The organism is Micromonospora sp. MW-13 (assembly GCF_003434305.1).
Classification (GTDB): Bacteria; Actinomycetota; Actinomycetes; order Mycobacteriales; family Micromonosporaceae; genus Micromonospora.
In genome coordinates this window covers 594,488-611,016 of the sequence record NZ_QKKX01000009.1, presented here as the reverse complement: position 1 = coordinate 611,016, position 16,529 = coordinate 594,488, and the positions used below count along the sequence as shown (strand labels likewise).

General features: G+C 75.1%; 13 protein-coding genes. 2 read left to right on the top strand and 11 right to left on the bottom strand.

What is annotated here, in order from left to right; all coding sequences use genetic code 11:
• Nucleotides 1–118 precede the first annotated feature (118 nt).
• From C5N14_RS06855 to C5N14_RS06815, 9 genes are all read right to left on the bottom strand, one after another.
• Nucleotides 119–1,186 carry a hemolysin family protein gene (locus tag C5N14_RS06855; protein WP_117666551.1) on the bottom strand — a complete coding sequence of 356 codons (1,068 nt, stop codon included), beginning with the start codon at nt 1,184–1,186 and terminating at the stop codon, nt 119–121.
• Nucleotides 1,183–2,559 (bottom strand): hemolysin family protein, encoded by a 1,377-nt coding sequence (locus C5N14_RS06850; RefSeq protein WP_117666549.1) that lies wholly within the window; start codon nt 2,557–2,559, stop codon nt 1,183–1,185. The genes C5N14_RS06855 and C5N14_RS06850 overlap by 4 nt, the downstream gene beginning before the upstream one ends.
• Nucleotides 2,560–2,701: 142 nt before the next feature.
• Nucleotides 2,702–3,040: a monovalent cation/H(+) antiporter subunit G gene (gene mnhG, locus C5N14_RS06845; protein WP_117666547.1), complete on the bottom strand. Its 339-nt coding sequence runs from the start codon at nt 3,038–3,040 to the stop codon at nt 2,702–2,704.
• Nucleotides 3,037–3,300, bottom strand: coding sequence for a monovalent cation/H+ antiporter complex subunit F (locus tag C5N14_RS06840; protein ID WP_117666545.1), 264 nt, complete (start codon nt 3,298–3,300; stop codon nt 3,037–3,039). Before C5N14_RS06840 ends, mnhG begins: the two co-directional genes overlap by 4 nt.
• Entirely contained in the window at nt 3,297–3,938 is a 642-nt protein-coding gene (locus C5N14_RS06835; protein WP_243639225.1) for a Na+/H+ antiporter subunit E, read from the bottom strand. The genes C5N14_RS06840 and C5N14_RS06835 overlap by 4 nt, the downstream gene beginning before the upstream one ends.
• A gap of 38 nt (nt 3,939–3,976) precedes the next feature.
• Nucleotides 3,977–5,491 carry a Na+/H+ antiporter subunit D gene (locus C5N14_RS06830; RefSeq protein ID WP_117666543.1) on the bottom strand — a complete coding sequence of 505 codons (1,515 nt, stop codon included), beginning with the start codon at nt 5,489–5,491 and terminating at the stop codon, nt 3,977–3,979.
• Entirely contained in the window at nt 5,488–5,961 is a 474-nt protein-coding gene (locus tag C5N14_RS06825) for a Na(+)/H(+) antiporter subunit C (RefSeq protein ID WP_117666541.1), read from the bottom strand. The genes C5N14_RS06830 and C5N14_RS06825 overlap by 4 nt, the downstream gene beginning before the upstream one ends.
• Nucleotides 5,958–8,801, bottom strand: coding sequence for a Na+/H+ antiporter subunit A (locus tag C5N14_RS06820; protein WP_117666539.1), 2,844 nt, complete (start codon nt 8,799–8,801; stop codon nt 5,958–5,960). The genes C5N14_RS06825 and C5N14_RS06820 overlap by 4 nt, the downstream gene beginning before the upstream one ends.
• A gap of 132 nt (nt 8,802–8,933) precedes the next feature.
• Nucleotides 8,934–9,344, bottom strand: a complete 411-nt coding sequence (locus C5N14_RS06815; protein WP_243639224.1) for a hypothetical protein — start codon at nt 9,342–9,344, stop codon at nt 8,934–8,936.
• A 198-nt stretch (nt 9,345–9,542) separates the two neighbouring features.
• Here C5N14_RS06815 and C5N14_RS06810 point away from each other — a divergent pair, with 198 nt between their 5' ends.
• A complete protein-coding gene (locus C5N14_RS06810) occupies nt 9,543–14,117 on the top strand; it encodes an ATP-dependent helicase (RefSeq protein ID WP_243639221.1) in 4,575 nt (1,524 codons plus the stop codon).
• A 282-nt stretch (nt 14,118–14,399) separates the two neighbouring features.
• On the opposite strand, the gene C5N14_RS06805 is transcribed toward C5N14_RS06810, so the two are convergent.
• Nucleotides 14,400–15,605 (bottom strand): helix-turn-helix domain-containing protein, encoded by a 1,206-nt coding sequence (locus tag C5N14_RS06805; RefSeq protein ID WP_117666537.1) that lies wholly within the window; start codon nt 15,603–15,605, stop codon nt 14,400–14,402.
• Nucleotides 15,595–15,765, bottom strand: a complete 171-nt coding sequence (locus C5N14_RS32015) for a hypothetical protein (protein ID WP_165878041.1) — start codon at nt 15,763–15,765, stop codon at nt 15,595–15,597. The genes C5N14_RS06805 and C5N14_RS32015 overlap by 11 nt, the downstream gene beginning before the upstream one ends.
• Before the next feature lie 458 nt (nt 15,766–16,223).
• Between C5N14_RS32015 and C5N14_RS06790 the strand changes: the two genes are divergently transcribed.
• The gene (locus C5N14_RS06790) at nt 16,224–16,475 is read left to right on the top strand and encodes a GntR family transcriptional regulator (protein ID WP_117666534.1); all 252 of its coding nucleotides are present in this window, start codon (nt 16,224–16,226) and stop codon (nt 16,473–16,475) included.
• Nucleotides 16,476–16,529: the final 54 nt, after the last annotated feature.

Genomic DNA, 16,529 nt, shown 5'->3' with positions numbered 1-16,529 from the left:
CCCCGTACCCCTCGGTGGTGGCACGGCATTCCCGGTCGGCGGCCGGACAGTCCTGCCGGACCGGCACGGACGCCGGGGGCCGGCCCGGCTGGTCGCCGGACCGGCCCCCGGGCGGGCCTCAGCGCATCCGGCGGCCCCGGGGCACCGGGTCGGTCTCGTCGTCGAACTCGCCGATGACCTCCTCCAGCAGGTCCTCCAGCGCCACGAAACCGATCGGGCGGGTCGGGCCGCCACCGTTGCGGACCAGGGCGAGCTGGGCCTGCCGGCCCTGCATCGCGGCCACCGCCTCGGTCACCGACGCCGTCCCCGGCAGCGTGAACGCTGGGCTCATCAGCTCGCCGGCGGTGGCCGTCCGGCCGGCCGTGGTGGCCCGCACGGCCTCCCGGACATGCACCAGGCCGCACACCTCGCCGCCGGAGTCCAGCACCGCCAGCCGGGACCGGCCGCTGTCCCGGGAGACCTGCTCGATCCGCTCCGCCGGCTCGTCCCGGCGGACCGTGACGATCTGGTCGAACGGCTCCATCACCTGGGCGACCGTGGTGCCCTGGAGCTCCAACATGCTGGTGAGCATCTGGTGCTGCTCGGCGCCGAGCAGCCCGTGCTCGCGGGACTGCTCCAGCAGGATCCGCAGTTCGGCCGGGCCGTGCACCTGGGCGAGCTGGTCCTGCGGATGCACCCGGACCAGTCGCAGGATCGCGTTGGCCAGCGCGTTGAGCGCCGACAGCACCGGCCGGGCCACCCGGGCGAAGGCCCGGAACGGCAGCGCCAGCAGGGTCGCCGAGCGCTCCGCGTCGGTGATCGCCCAGGACTTCGGGGCCATCTCGCCGACCACCAGGTGCAGGAAGGTGACCAGGGCCAGGGCGAACACCAGCGCCACGACGTGGCTGGCCGCCGTCGGCAGGCCCACGGCGTGCAGCAGCGGGCTGAGCAGACCCTCGATCGCCGGCTCGGCCAGCGCGCCCAGCCCCAGCGTGCACAGCGTGATGCCGAGCTGCGCGCCGGCCAGCATCAGGGACAGCTCGCGTACGCCGTCCAGGGCCGCGCGGGCCCCCCGGCCGCCGCCACCGGCGACGGCCTGTTCCAGCCGGTACCGCTTGCTGGCCACCAGCGCGAACTCGGCGGCCACGAAGAACCCGTTCAACGCCAGCAGCACCACGGAGACGAAGAGCGCCACTCCCGGGCTCATGCCGCCTCCCCCTCGCCGCGCCGGCCGCCCGCCCTGCCGGCGGTGGCCCCGGTCAGCCGGAGCCGCACCGAGTCGGCGACATGCCGGTCCACCGCGAGCACCTCGACCAGGGCATGCGGCTCGGTCTGGGCGTCGCCGTCGACCACCAGCGCGATCTCCAGCCGGTCGCCCACCTCGGGCACCCGGCCCAGCTCGCGCATGACGAGCCCGGAGAGGGTGTCGTACTCGGGGGCCTCGGGCAGGGCGATGCCGGTGCTGTCGGCGACCTCGTCGATCCGCCAGCGGGCGGGTACCACCCAGGAGCCGTCGTCCTGCCGGGCGGGAGCCCGCTCCGGCGGGTCGTCCTCGTCCCGGATCGGGCCGACCAACTCCTCGGCGATGTCCTCCAGCGTGATCACGCCGGCGAAGCCGCCGTACTCGTCGACCACGCAGGCGAGCTGCCGGTGCCCGACCCGGAGCCGGTCCAGCACCGTCGGCAGCGGCAGCGTCTCCGGCACCAGCAGCGGGGGGCCGGCCACCGCGCTGACCGGGGTGGTCGCGCGCTCGGCCGGGGGCACCGCCAGCACGTCGGCGATGCCGACGACGCCGACCAGGTCGTCGACGCCCTCGGTGCCGCGGACGGGGAACCGGGAGTGGCCGGTGTCGAGCAGCTCCACCACCCGGCTCAGCGGCTCGTGCGCCCGGACGGTGTGCACGTCGACCCGGGGCACCATGGCCTCCCCGGCGGTCAGCGTCCGGAAGTCGAGCCCCCGGTCGAGCAGGTCGGACATCTCGGCGTCCAGGTGCCCCTCCTCCCGGGACTCGGCGATGATCTGTTCCAGGTCCTTCGGGGTGGCGCCGCTGGGCAGCTCCTCGATCGGCTCGATGCCGACCCGGCGCAGCAGCCGGACGGCGGCCTTGTCGAAGAGCGTGATCACCGGCCCGGCGACCTTCAGGTACATCAGGGTGGACCGGCTCAACGCCCGGGCCAGTTGCTCGGCGCGGGCAATGGCCAGGTTCTTCGGGGCCAGCTCGCCGAGGACCATCTGCACGACGGTCGCGATGAGCAGGGCCAGCGCCACGGACAGCGGGAGGGCGACCGCGGTGGACACCCCGGCCCCGCCGAGCAGCTCGGCCAGCCCCGCGCCCAGGTACGGCTCGGCGGCGTAACCGACCAGCAGGGCGGTCACCGTGATGCCGAGCTGCGCGCCGGAGAGCATGAAGGAGAGCCGGCCGGTCACCATGAGCGCCCGGGCGGCGGCCTGGTCGCCTTCGTCGGCGAGCTGCTTGAGTCGCCCCCGGTCCACGGCGACGTAGCCGAACTCCTGGGCCACGAAGTATCCCGTGGCGGCGGTGAGAACGGTGATGAGGACAAGTCCGACGACGATCAACACGGGTCGCTCAGGGCTCCCGGGGCCGTCGGGACGGGAAGATGCCGGGCACGACCCGGCTGGCTACTGCTGCCCTCCTGGGCAGAAGAGTCGATCATGTGGCCCATTTTATCGGCGTCGGCTGAGTGCCCGCTGAAGGACGTCCTCACCGCTCCTGCGCCAGCTCGTCGACGTCGAGCAGGGAGCGGTCCACCCGGCCCGAGCGGTACGCGGCCCGGCCGACCATCTGGGCGGCGACCGGCGCGGTGGCCAACTGGAAGAGCGCGACCAGGACGATCATGCCGATGTCGGACGTCGTGCGCAGCCGCAGCGCCACCCCGGCGAGCAGCAGCAGCACGCCGAGCACCTGCGGCTTGGTGGCCGCGTGCATCCGGTCCAGGACGTCCGGGAAGCGCAGCACGCCGATCCCGGCGGCGAGGCTGAGCAGGCCGCCGGCGACCAGGCAGGCCGCGCCCAGCCAGTCGACGACCGTACCCGCGCTCACGACTCCTCCCGGACGGCGAAGCGGACCAGGGCCACCGCGCCGACGAAGCCGAGCAGGGACAGCACCACGAGCACGGGCAGGGTGGTGGCGTGCCGGTTGACCGCCGCCTCCGCCGCGACCGCGCCGGCCATCGTGTTGAGCAGCACGTCGGCCGCGATCACGCGGTCCAGCAGCGAGGGGCCGCGGTACAGCCGGGTCAGCGCGAGCAGCGCGGTCACCGAGAAGAGCACGGTGAGCACGGCGGCGAGCAGGACGGTCACTGGTCTGGCCCCCTGTCGGTGGGAGGGTCGGGATCTGCGGCGGCGGGGGCGGGCACGTCCGGGGCCGGGGTGTCCAGCAGGCGGAGTTCGGCGGCGGAACCGATCGCGCGGACGATCCGGGCCTCGGTGGCGAGGGTCCGGTCCCGGCTGTCGGTCAGGTCCGCCGGGCCGCGGACGTCGAGCACGTGCACGTAGAGCACGCCGCGCTCCCGGTCGACCTCGACGATCAGGGTGCCGGGGACCAGCGAGATGGCCTCGGCGGTCAGCGCGAGGTTCAGGTCGGTGCGCACCCGCAGGCGTACCGCGATGATCGCGCCCCGGGGCAGGTAGCCGGGCTGCACGGCGATGCGGGCCACGTGGATACTGGCGCTGACCAGTTCCGTGACGAACCGGCCCGCCAGCACGAGCAGCGCCCGGGGGCGCAGCCGGCCGCCGAAGGTGACCGGCGGCAGCGGGAAGAACACCAGCACGGCCGCGCCGACCAGCAGCCCGCCGAGCAGGTTGCCCCAGGAGAACCGGCCCCAGAGCAGGTTCCAGGCCACGACCATCCAGGCGAGGGCCACCAGCCGGTCCCGCCACCGCGCGGCCCGGCTGCCCCGGGCCGCCGGGCCGGGCGGCCCCGGGGCCGTCCCGCCCACGGACCGCGGGTCGCCGGAGGCCGGGCGGCGGGCCCCGGTCACGGCACGCCGCCGGGAAGCACGGCGCGTACGTACGGGGTGCGGGCGCGCAGGTCGGTGGCCGCGTCGGTGGTCACCCCGAACAGCGGGCCGGCGGCGACGGTGAGCGCCAGACCCAGCACGACCAGGGCCGTGGTGGCGCCGACCATCAGGGGTGGCAGCCGGACCGCCGGCTCGGCGGTGTCCAGCCGGGGCGTCCGCCAGAACGCGATGTTCCACACCCGGGACGCGGCGTAGAGGGTGAGCAGGCTGGTGGCCGTGCCGGCGGCGACCAGCGCCCAGGGCAGCGGGCCGCCGACCGCCACCCCGGCCTGGAGCAGGCCCAGCTTGCCGAGGAACCCGGAGAACGGCGGGATGCCGGCGAGGTTCATCGCCGGGACGAAGAAGAGCACCCCCAGCACCGGGGCCACCCGGGCCAGGCCGCCGAGCCGGCGCAGGTCGGTGCTGCCGGCCCGCGCCTCGACCAGCCCGGCGACCAGGAACAGGGTGGTCTGGATGGTGATGTGGTGCACCACGTAGAAGATCGCCGCGGACAGCCCGGCGACGGTGCTCAGCGCCACCCCGAAGATCATGTAACCGATGTGGCTGACCAGCGTGAACGACAGGAGCCGCTTCAGGTCCGACTGGGCCACCGCGCCGAGGATCCCGACCACCATGGTCAGCCCGGCCACCACCATCAGCAGCCCGGTGACCTGGCCGCCGGGGAAGAGCAGCGTCTCGGTACGGATGATCGCGTACACGCCGACCTTGGTGAGCAGGCCGGCGAAGACCGCGGTGACCGGCGCGGGCGCGGTCGGGTAGCTGTCGGGCAGCCAGGCCGACAGCGGGAACACCGCCGCCTTGATCCCGAACGCCAGCAGCAGCATGAGCTGGAGGCTGAGCCGTACCCCGGCCGGCAGCTCGTCGAGCCGCTGGGCGAGCTGGGCCATGTTGAGGGTGCCGGTGGCCGCGTACACCAGGCCCACCCCGGCCAGGAAGATCATCGACGACAGGATGCTGACCACCACGTACGTCGAACCGGTCCGGATCCGGATCCCGGTGCCGCCGAGCGTGATCAGCACGAAGCTCGCGGCCAGCAGGATCTCGAAACCGACGAAGAGGTTGAACAGGTCGCCGGCGAGGAAGGCGTTGGTCACGCCGGCGGTGAGCACCAGGTAGGTGGGGTGGTAGATGGTCAGCGGGGCCGACTCGCCGATGTCCCCCCGCCCCTGGCCGATCGAATAGAGCAGCACGCACAGCGTCACCGCCGAGGAGACCACCACCATCAGCGCGGCGAGCTGGTCGGCGACCAGCACGATCCCCACCGGCGGGGGCCACCCGCCGATCCGCACCACCACCGGCCCGTGCCGGTACGCCTCGACCAGCAGCACCACGGCGACCACCAGGCTGGTGCTCAGCCCGACCATGCTGACGGCGCGTTGCAGCCGGGGCAGGTTGGCCAGCAGCAGGGTGAGCGCGGCGCCCAGCAGCGGCACCACCACCGGCAGCGGCACGAGCGCCTGGTGACCGGTCACGGCTCCCCCGACCGCCGCGGCCGGCGCAGGTGCGGTTCCGGGGCGACCTGCTCCGGGTCGTCGTCCGGCCCCTCGCCGCCGAGGTCGGGCGCGGGCAGTTCGTGGCGCGCGGCCAGCTCGGCGACCTGGCGGTCCTCCAGGTCGTCCTGCACCTCGTCGTTGCCCTCCAGGTACCAGTTGCGGTACGCGACCGCGAGCAGGAACGCGGTGAACCCGAAGGTGATCACGATGGCGGTGAGCACCATCGCCTGCGTCAGCGGATCGCTCATCCGGTCGACCGGGCCGGTGCCGACCACCGGGGCCCCGCCGGGCCGGCCGCCGAGCAGGATCAGCAGGTTCACCCCGTTGCCGAGCAGGATGACGCCGAGCAGGATGCGGGTCAGGCTGCGCTCCAGCAGCAGGGTGACGCCGGTGCCGGCGAGCACGCCGACGACCACCACCAGCACCACGGTCGTCCCGGTCCCGTTCACCGCCGGTTCCCCTCCGGGTCGACGACCAGCCCGCGCTCGCGCTTGCCGGTCGCCTCGATGTGCCGGTCGACCTCCGCGCCGAGGCTGCGCAGGATGTCGAGCATCAACCCGACCACGATCAGGTAGACGCCGGCGTCGAAGAAGAGCGACGTGACGAGGTGGAGGTCGCCGACGCCCGGCAGCGCGAGGTCGACCTTCACGCTGTCCAGCACGGACCGGCCGGCGACGAGCGCGGCCACGCCGGTGCCGACCGACACCGCCAGGCCCGCGCCGAGGATCGTGCCGGCGGAGACCGGGGCCGCATCGGCCAGCTCGTACCGGCCGCCGGCCAGGTAGCGCACGACCAGGGCGAGGCTGGCCACCAGGCCGCCGGAGAAGCCGCCGCCGGGCGCGTTGTGGCCGGAGAAGAGCAGGTACAGGGAGAACAGCACGATGGTGTGGAAGAGCAGCCGGGTGACCACCTCGAAGACGATCGACCGGCGGTGCTCCCGCAGGGTCGGTCCGCCGCGCAGCCAGACCGGCCGCTGCGGCCCCGGGTGGCGGAGCGCCTCGGTGCGGCGGGGGCGGCGCGGGCGGGGACCGGTCCGGGACCGCTCGAAGATCAGGCTGGCCACCCCGGTCGCGGTCACCACCAGCACCGAGATCTCGCCCATCGTGTCCCAGGCCCGGATGTCGACCAGGGTCACGTTGACGACGTTGCGCCCGTACCCGGCGGCGACCGCCAGGTCCGGGAAGGCCAGCGAGATCGGCGGCGCGGTCCGGGCCCCGGCCGCGACCAGGGAGAAGCCGCCGAGCACCACGCCGACGGCGACGCCGAGCGACCGGCGTACCCAGCGGCTGCGGCGCAGCGGCCGGGCGGAGAACCGCTCGGGCAGCCGGCGCAGCACCAGCACGAAGACCGCGATGGTGGCGCTCTCCACCAGGAACTGGGTCAGCGCCAGGTCCGGCGCGCCGTGCAGGACGAACAGCATCGCGAGGCCGTAGCCGGTGACCCCGACCAGCAGCATCGCGGTGAGCCGGCGGCGGGCGCCGACGGCCAGCAGCGCGGCCACCGCGATGACCAGCCCCACGACCAGTTGCAACGGGTTGTCCCAGAGGTCGATCCCCTGCCGCCAGGGGCGGGCGGCCAGCATCGCCCCGCCGGGCACGACCACCAGGACGATCAGGATGGTGCCGAGGTACTGGGGCAGGGACCCGCGCTGGGTGACGCTGGTGACCTCGATGGCGAGCCGGTCGAACTGGTGGGTCAGCCACTCGTACCCCCGGGCGCCGTCCACCGGCGCGCGGACCCGTTCCACCACGCCGGCGAGCGGGCCGCGCAGCGCGAAGAGCGCCGCGCCGCCGCCGAGCGCCAGGGCGGAGAGCCCGAGCGCGGCGGTCGGCCCGTGCCACAGCGCGAGGCCCTCGTCGACCGGGCCGAGCAGTTCGGCGTACGGGCGCAGCAGGCGGCCCAGCGGGCCGGCGAGCAGCCCGACGACGAGCCCGGCGGCGGCCAGCAGGGCCGGCGGCCCCAGCATGGCGACGGGGACCGGGTCCGGTTCGACGGGCGCGGCGGGCGGCCGGTCGGCGAACGCGCCCCAGACGAAGCGGGCGCTGTAGGCGACGGTCAGCACCGTCCCGGCGACCAGCCCGGCGAGGACCAGCGGACGGTCGGCGAACGCGGCGAGCACCGCCTCCTTGGCGACGAAGCCGACCAGCGGGGGCACCCCGGCCATCGAGGCCGCGGCGAGCGTCCCGACCGTGGCCAGCAGTGGGGCGTGCCGGCGCAGGCCGGACAGCTCCCGCAGGTCCCGGGTGCCGGTGCTGTGGTCGATCGCGCCGACGACGAGGAAGAGCGCCGCCTTGAACAGGGCGTGGGCGAACAGCATGGCGGTGCCGGCGAGCGCGGCCTGCGGGGTGCCCGCCCCGAGCACCACGGTGAGCAGGCCGAGCTGGCTGACCGTGCCGTACGCCAGCAGCAGTTTCAGGTCGGTCTGGCGCAGCGCGGCCCATCCGCCGGCCAGCATGGTGAGCAGCCCGGCGGTGAGCACCACGGGGCGCCACGGGCCGGCCGCTGCGAGCACCGGGGCGAGCAGCCCGAGCAGGTAGACGCCGGCCTTCACCATCGCCGCCGCGTGCAGGTACGCGCTGACCGGCGTGGGCGCGGCCATCGCCGCCGGCAGCCAGGAGGTGAACGGCAGCACCGCCGACTTGCTCAGCGCCCCGGCCAGCACCAGCAGCACGGCCGTGGTCAGGTAGCCACCGGACGGCAGGTCGGCCGCCGCGAGGGCGGACCAGCGGTACTCCCCGGTGTGCCGGCCGAGCATCAGGAACCCGACCAGCATGGCCAGCCCGCCGAGGGTGGTCACGGTGAGCGCCTGGGCGGCGGCCCAGCGGCTGGACCGCCGCTCGGTGCTGTGCCCGATCAGCAGGTACGAGAAGACCGTGGTCAGCTCCCAGCAGACGTAGAGCAGCAACAGGTCGTCGGAGAGCACCAGGCCGAGCATCGCGCCGGCGAAGGCGACCAGCACGGCGGCGAACCGGGCCAGCCCCACCGAGCCGGTGGCGAAGTACCGGGCGCAGTAGACCAGCACCAGCGCCCCCACGCCGCCGACCAGCAGGGTCATCAGCCAGGACAGGGTGGTCATCCGGAACGCCAGCTCCAGGCGTAGCTGCGACACCCAGGGGTACGTCTCGACGACCGCGCCACCGTCGCGCACCGCGGGCGTGCGGGCCAGCGCCCAGCCGAACGCGGCGGCCGGTGCGAGCGCCAGCAGATAGCAGGCCCGCGGCCCCCACCACCGGACCAGCAGCGGCGCGACGAGCGCCACCACGAGGTGGAGGATCAGCAGTACGAGCACCCGCGCTCCCGGTCGAGGTGGCAGCAGTGCGCGCCCCGGAGGAAGCGCCTAGGAGCGATCAGACGCCAGTTCGCAGCCTGATGGGCGGTTTTGCCGGAATTGACGCGGCCCGCCCCGACACCCGCCGGACGGTCAGCGCAGGGCGGCGTCCCCGGCCGGCAGCGCCGGCTCCAGGACGGGCCCGTCACGGCGAACCTCCGCCAGCAGGTCACGGTGGGCCTCGACCAACAGGTCGGGGCGGCCGAGCTGGAGCACCACCTTGTTGACCACGCGCTGGGCGGCGGCGAGGGAGCGCACGGAGAGCAGCCGGCCCCGGCTCTCCCGGCGCAGGACGAAGTAGTGCACGGCGGCGCGGACCTGCCCCCGGTCGGCCGCGCTGGACTGGGCCGTCTGCCGGACCAGCTCCCGCAGGCAGAACGCGAGCCGCTCGGCGAGCTCCAGCTCGGGGCCGTGCAGGCCGGTCCGCAGCGCGGCGAGGTGACCGTCGACCTTGCGGATGAGCACGTCGATGCCTGGCCCGAAGTCTCGCCCCTCGACCGCCATCCGCCCTCCTCCACCGCTCGCGCTGCGAGTGAAGTTACTTTATGTTGTCCGATACAAGCAAGCAGTTAAGTAAGACTTAACGTAATTAGCCTACCTTTCCATTACGTAAAACCCGCAGTCGGACAGATCCCAGGGTCGGTGGGCCTCCGCGCCGCTGCGGCGGGCGCGGATGTCCCATCCCCGAGGCAGGATGGGGGCGTGGCGGAGGTGACGGCCGGCCCGGGCGCGGCAGACGCGGCGCGGGTGCTGGCAGGGTTCGGGGCGGCGACCCGGGAGTGGTTCACCGCGGCCTTCGCCGCGCCCACGGCCGCCCAGGTCGGCGCCTGGCGGTCCGTGGCAGCGGGCCGAAACGCCCTGGTCGTCGCGCCCACCGGATCCGGCAAGACCCTCGCGGCGTTCCTCTGGTCGCTGGACCGGCTCGCCGGGTCGCCGCCGCCGGCCGAGGCCCGGCAGCGCTGCCGGGTGCTCTACGTCAGCCCGCTCAAGGCGCTCGCCGTCGACGTCGAGCGCAACCTGCGCGCCCCGCTCGCGGGCATCCGGCAGGCCGCCACCCGGCTGGGCGTGCCCCCGCCGGAGATCACCGTGGGGATGCGCACCGGCGACACCCCCGCCGACGAGCGGCGGGCCTTCGCCCGCACCCCGCCGGACATCCTCATCACCACCCCCGAGTCGCTGTTCCTACTGCTCACCTCCGCCGCGCGGGACTCGCTGCGGGGCGTGGAGACGGTCATCGTCGACGAGGTGCACGCGGTCGCCGGCACCAAGCGCGGCGCGCACCTCGCGCTCTCCCTGGAGCGCCTCGACGAGTTGCTGCCCGCCCCCGCCCAGCGGATCGGTCTGTCCGCCACCGTCCGGCCGGTCGACGCGTGCGCCCGGTTCCTCGGCGGGGCCCGGCCCGTCGACGTGGTGCAGCCGCCCAGCGCCAAGACCATCGAGGTGAGCGTCCAGGTCCCGGTGGAGGACATGACCCGCCTCGACGAGCGGGAACAGCCCGCCGACGACCTCGGCGGCCCCGGCCCGCGCCGGGCCTCCATCTGGCCGGCCGTGGAGGAGCGGGTCTTCGCCCTGGTCCGGGCGCACCGCTCGACGATCGTCTTCACCAACTCCCGGCGCAGCGCCGAGCGGCTCTGCGCCCGGCTCAACGAGCTGGCCGCCGAGGAGCTGACCGCCGCCCCCGCCGGCGGCCGACCGACCGGGCCGCCCGCCGAGGTGATGGCCCAGTCCGGCGCGGCGGCCGGGGCGGCCCCGGTGATCGCCCGCGCCCACCACGGCAGCGTCTCCCGCGAGGAGCGCAAGCACATCGAGGAGGCCCTCAAGTCCGGTCAGCTCCCCGCCGTCGTGGCCACCTCCAGCCTGGAGCTGGGCATCGACATGGGCGCGGTCGACCTGGTGGTGCAGATCGAGGCCCCGCCCAGCGTCGCCGCCGGCCTGCAACGCGTCGGCCGGGCCGGGCACCAGGTCGGCGTGGTCTCCCGGGGCGTGGTCTTCCCGAAGCACCGGGGCGACCTGCTGTCCTGCGCCGTGGTCGCCGGGCGGATGGCCGACGGCGCGATCGAGGAACTGCACCACCCGCGCAACCCCCTCGACGTGCTGGCCCAGCAGATCGTCGCGATGGTCGCGCTGGAGCCGTGGCGGGTCGGCGACCTCGCCGTCCTGGTCCGCCGGGCCGCGCCCTTCGCCGAACTGCCCGACTCCGCGCTGCACGCCGTGCTGGACATGCTCTCCGGCCGGTACCCGTCGACCGCCTTCGCGGAGCTGCGGCCCCGGCTGGTCTGGGACCGGGCCGCCGACGTGCTCACCGGCCGGCCCGGCGCGCAGCGGCTCGCCGTCACCAGCGGCGGCACCATCCCCGACCGGGGCCTGTTCGGGGTCTTCCTGGCCGGCGCGGAGCGGGCCGCAAGGGTGGGCGAGCTGGACGAGGAGATGGTCTACGAGTCGCGGATCGGCGACGTGTTCCTGCTCGGCTCGTCCTCGTGGCGGATCGAGGACATCACCCCCGACCGGGTGCTGGTGTCGCCCGCCCCCGGGCAGGCCGCCCGGATGCCGTTCTGGAAGGGTGACCAGCTCGGCCGGCCGGTGGAGCTGGGCCGGGCCATCGGCGGCCGGGTGCGGGCCCTGCTGCGCCAGGGCGACGAGGCGGCGGTGGCCGCCCTGCGCGCGGGCGGGCTGGACGACTGGGCCGCCGGGAACCTGATGGCGTACCTGCGGGAGCAGCAGGCCGCCACCCGGTCCCTGCCGGACGACCGGACGGTGGTGGTCGAGCGGTTCCGCGACGAGCTGGGCGACTGGCGGCTCGCCGTGCACTCGGTGCTCGGCGCCCGGGTCAACGGCCCCTGGGCGCTGGCGATCGGCCGCCGGCTAACCGAGCGGTACGGCGTCGACGCCCAGGTCATGCCGTCGGACGATGGGATCGTGGTGCGGCTGCCGGACACCGCCGAGGAGCCGCCCGGGGCCGACGTGGTGGTGTTCGAGCCCGACGAGATCACCCAGCTCGTCGAGGAGTCGGTCGGCACGTCCGCGCTGTTCGCGTCCCGGTTCCGCGAGTGCGCGGCCCGGTCGCTGCTGCTGCCCCGCCGCGACCCGCGCCGCCGGCAGCCGCTGTGGCAGCAGCGCCAACGCGCCGCCCAACTCCTCGACGTGGCCCGCGAGTACGCCGACTTCCCGGTCACCCTGGAGGCCGCCCGGGAGTGCCTCCAGGATGTCTTCGACCAGCCGGCGCTCGCCGCGCTGATGCGCGACCTGACCGCCCGCAAGGTGCGCCTGGTGGAGGTGGAGACGACCCAGCCGTCGCCGTTCGCCCGGTCGCTTCTCTTCGGGTACGTCGGCGCGTTCCTCTACGAGGGCGACGCCCCCCTCGCCGAGCGGCGGGCCGCCGCCCTGGCGCTGGACTCGGCGCTGCTCGGCGAGCTGCTCGGCCGGGTCGACCTGCGCGAACTGCTCGACCCGGCGGTGCTCGCCGAGACCGAGCGGCAGCTACGCTGGCGCACCGAGCAGCGCCGGCCCCGCGACGCGGAGGACGTCGTCGAGCTGCTGCGCACCCTGGGCGACCTGTCCGAGGCGGAGCTGGCCGAACGCGGCGCGCCGGTCGACTGGCTCACCGAGCTGGCGGCGGCCCGCCGGGTGCTGCGGGTGCGGATCGCCGGCGAGGACCGCTGGGTGATCGTCGAGGACGCCGCCCGGCTGCGCGACGCGCTGGGCGTGGCGCTGCCGGTCGGGGTGGCCGAGGCGTACCTCGCCCCGGTGGCGGACCCGCTCGGCGACCTGGTCGCCCGGTACGCCCGCACCCACGGCCCGTTCGCCGCCGCCACCTGCGCGGCCCGGTTCGGCCTCGGGGTGTTCGTGGTGGAGCAGGCGCTGCGCCGGCTCGCCGCGACCGGGCGGGTGGTGTCCGGCGAGTTCACCCCCGACAGCGTGGGCACCCAGTGGTGCGACGCCGAGGTGCTGCGGCTGCTGCGCCGCCGGTCCCTGGCCGCGCTGCGCCGGGAGATCGAGCCGGTGCCGCCCCGGGCGCTCGCGGCGTTCCTGCCCCGCTGGCAGCAGGTCGGGGCGTCGGCGCGGGGGGTGGAGGCCCTGGCCGCCGCCGTCGAGCAGTTGCAGGGCGCGGCGGTTCCGGCGTCCGCGCTGGAACGCCTGGTGCTGCCCGGGCGGGTCGCCGACTACTCCCCCGCCCAGCTCGACGAGCTGTGCGCCAGCGGCGAGGTGCTGTGGGCCGGCTCCGGGGCGATCTCCGGCGGCGACGGCTGGGTCACCCTCGCGTACGCCGACGCCGCGCCGCTGCTGCTCCCGCCACCCGACGAGGCGCTGACCCGTACCCCGCTGCACGACGCCGTGCTGGACGCGCTCGCCGGCGGGCAGGCGCTGTTCTTCCGGTCGCTGTCCGACCGGGTGGAAGCCACCGACGACGCCGCGCTGACCGCCGCGCTCTGGGACCTGGTCTGGGCCGGGCACCTCACCAACGACACCCTCGCCCCGCTGCGGGCCGCGCTCGGCGGCGGGGGCGCGCACCGGTCCCGGCCGACCGCGCCGCGCACCCGGTACCGCCGCCCCGGCCGGGTCGCGCTGCCCAGCCGCAGCGGCCCGCCCACCGTCGCCGGCCGCTGGTCCCGCCTGCCGGAACGGGACCTGGACCCGACCCGGCGGGCCGCCGCCCTGGCCGACGTGCTGCTGGAGCGGCACGGCGTGGTCACCCGGGGCGCGGTCGTCGCCGAGCAGGTGACCGGCGGCTTCGCCGCCGTCTACCCGGTGCTGTCCGCGCTGGAGGAGCGCGGGGCGGCCCGGCGGGGGTACTTCGTCGAGGGGCTGGGCGCGGCCCAGTTCGCGGTGCCCGGGGCGGTGGACCGGATCCGCGCCCTCGCCGACCCGGCCGGGCCTGGCCGGGGCGGGCCCGCCCTGGTGCTCGCCGCCACCGACCCGGCCAACCCGTACGGCGCGGCGCTGCCCTGGCCCGAGCGGGTGGTGGACTCGGGCGACGGGGCGGCCCCGGCCACCGGGCACCGGGCCGGCCGCAAGGCGGGCGCGCTGGTCGTCCTGGTCGGCGGCGATCTGCTGCTCTACGTCGAGCGCGGCGGCCGGACGATCCTCTCCTTCGCCGACGACCCGGACGCCCTGGCGGCGGCCGGCAGGGCGCTGGCCGACGCGGTGCACTCCGGCGCGCTCGGGGCGATGTCGGTGGAGCGGGCCGACGGGGAGGCGGTCTCTGCGTCCCCGCTGCGCGACGCGCTCACCGCCGCCGGCTTCCGGGCCACCCCCCGGGGCCTACGCCTGCGCCGCTGACCCGCCCGACCCGACCCGACCTGGCCCGACCTGACCCGGCCTGACCCGACCTGACCCGGCCCGGCCCGGCCCGGCCCGGCCCGGCCCGGCCCGGCCCGGCCCGGCCCGGCCCGGCCATGATCCACACGCTGTGCGGCACAACGCGGTTTCCCGCCCCCAACAGAGCACGACATACCGCACACCGTGTGGATCACGACCGGCCGGGCCGATGCTGACGCAGAACCGTCCGGGCCGCCAGGGCGATCCGGTTGCGGATCTGGGCCAGGGAGAGGAACGGCGCGGTCACCGGGTCAGGCCGACCAGGGCGGCCAGGCGTGCCACGTCGGCCGGTGTCGGGCCGCCGCGCGCCACGTCGGCGATCACCGTACGCGCCACCGGCCGGCACCGGATCTCCGCCGGCGCGGTCCGGTCGGCGTCGACCAGGACACGGCCCGCCCGCAGCAGGTCACCGACCTGGAGGTACGCCCGCGCGGCGTCCACCAGGTGCGCGGCCCGATGCTCGACCGGCAACCGCCCCCACCCGCTACGGCCGGTGGCCTTCTCGTGCCAGCTCACGGCCTCACCACCGTCACCCAGCTCCACCGCCGCCGCCACCCGGGCCAGCTCGACCGTCGTGGGTCCGAAGCTGGTTCCATTGTGCTGGCCCCGGCCCTCGCCGACCCGCTCGGCGATCTCGGCCGCCTGCTCGATCAGCTCCCCCACGCTGCGCGCGTCACCGCACACGGCGGCGGCAAGGGCGGCCTCCACCAGCAACGTCCCGCACAACGACAGTTCCCGGAGCGGGCCGTCGTGCGGCACAGGAGGTGCGATCCGGTGCGCGGCGGCGACCGTCGCCGCCATCGCCAACCGGCCCCGCCCCGCCGCCCGCAGCGCCTGCCCCAACGGCACCGCCGCGACCGCCCCCAGCAGCGGGTCACCGGCGGCCACCGCCATCGCCCGGTCGGCCGCCAGCCACGCCAGGTCTGCGTCCCCCAGTTTCACCAGCACCGACGCCATGATTCGGTACACCTGCACCAGCCGGTTCGCCGCCTCGTCCCCCGCGCCGGCGGCGTGGGCATGTTGGGCGTCGCCGAGCAGGTCCGGCAGCATCCGCACCACCTGCGGGTAGTGCGCGTGTTGGTAGGTCAACCAGGCATGCTCCACCCGTCGGCCCAGCTCGCCGACCGGCAGGACCGGTCGGGAACCCGGCCCGTCCAGAAGGGTGGGATAACGCGCGAGCGCGGCCCGCACTCCGTCCACGCCCGCAACGGCAGCGGTGATCGATGACGGCCGGGCGTCCCCGCCGACCAGCACCGACGGGTCCACCCGAAGCACCTCGGCGATGTCCTGGATGACCGAGAACCGGTCCAACGCACGGACGCCGCGCTCGACCTTGTCGACCCAGCTCTTGGACTTGCCCAACCGGTCGGCCAGCATCTGTTGAGTCATCCCGCGCCGGGCCCGCCACTGCGCCACCCGCCGGCCTATCGGCAGCTCATCACTGCCCACGACGCCACCGCCGGTCCGGCACCGCCCGCGTGGTCTCGTCCACCGGTATCCGATCCGCCTCGGCCTGCGCAAGGATGCGCCGCCTCGCCGCCTCCCGCTCGGCGGCCTCGGCCTGCTCACCACGGCTGGACGTCGACTCGTCACCGCTGCTGGATGCCATGCCACTCATCCCCGCCTCCGGGTAGGGGCGCGGCGTGCTCCTGGAAGGACCGACACCGCCGCGCCCGGCCAGTGATCGCGGTTGATTGGGATGCGGTGCCGGACACGGCAGGGCAGGTCGGCTCCACACCGGCACACCCGCCGCCACTTCCGCCAAGACCAGACCGGCTGGTGCCGGCGAGCCAGGGTGCGGGCCACCGCCAAGACGTACTCGTCATAAGAGATGTGCGTAATCGGCTCGTCGCTGGCACCCGGGCCAACGGTCTTCATGCTGGCCACGTCGAAGAGAGCACGGCTTCCTCCTTGTGCCGCGACTTTTCCGGAAGGCGTGGATGCCCGAACGTAGGAAGTTCGCCCGGGCATCCACGCTGGCGAGGACGGTCCGACAGCGCCAACCGAGGAATCGCCCCCCCTTGAAACCTCCCATAGGTACCGTTGGGTAGTCAAGGGACGAGGTAGGTGGTCTACTCGTGCTGCCAACCGAGGAGAAGCACCGTGCCACCGCGTTACCGCTACGAGCAGATCGCCGACGACCTCGCCGCACGCATCGCGGCGGGAGAGTTCCCGCCCGGCTCCAAACTGCCCAGCCGACGAGAGTTGATCGAGCATTACGGGGTCACCGAGCCAGTGATCGACCGCGCCATGCAGGTCCTACGCATCAAGCAAATGACCGAGACGCTGCCGGGCGTCGGCGTGTTCGTCGCCGAGTAACCCGCGCCGGACGATCGGCCTTTTCCTGTCGCCGCCATAGCGACACTCCACGCC

Bases quoted from the DNA above. Each gene is read 5' to 3' on its own strand.
- C5N14_RS06855 (WP_117666551.1), bottom strand. From the start codon at position 1,186: ATGAGCCCGGGAGTGGCGCTCTTCGTCTCCGTGGTGCTGCTGGCGTTG.
- C5N14_RS32015 (WP_165878041.1), bottom strand. From the start codon at position 15,765: ATGGCATCCAGCAGCGGTGACGAGTCGACGTCCAGCCGTGGTGAGCAG.
- C5N14_RS06815 (WP_243639224.1), bottom strand. From the start codon at position 9,344: ATGGCGGTCGAGGGGCGAGACTTCGGGCCAGGCATCGACGTGCTCATC.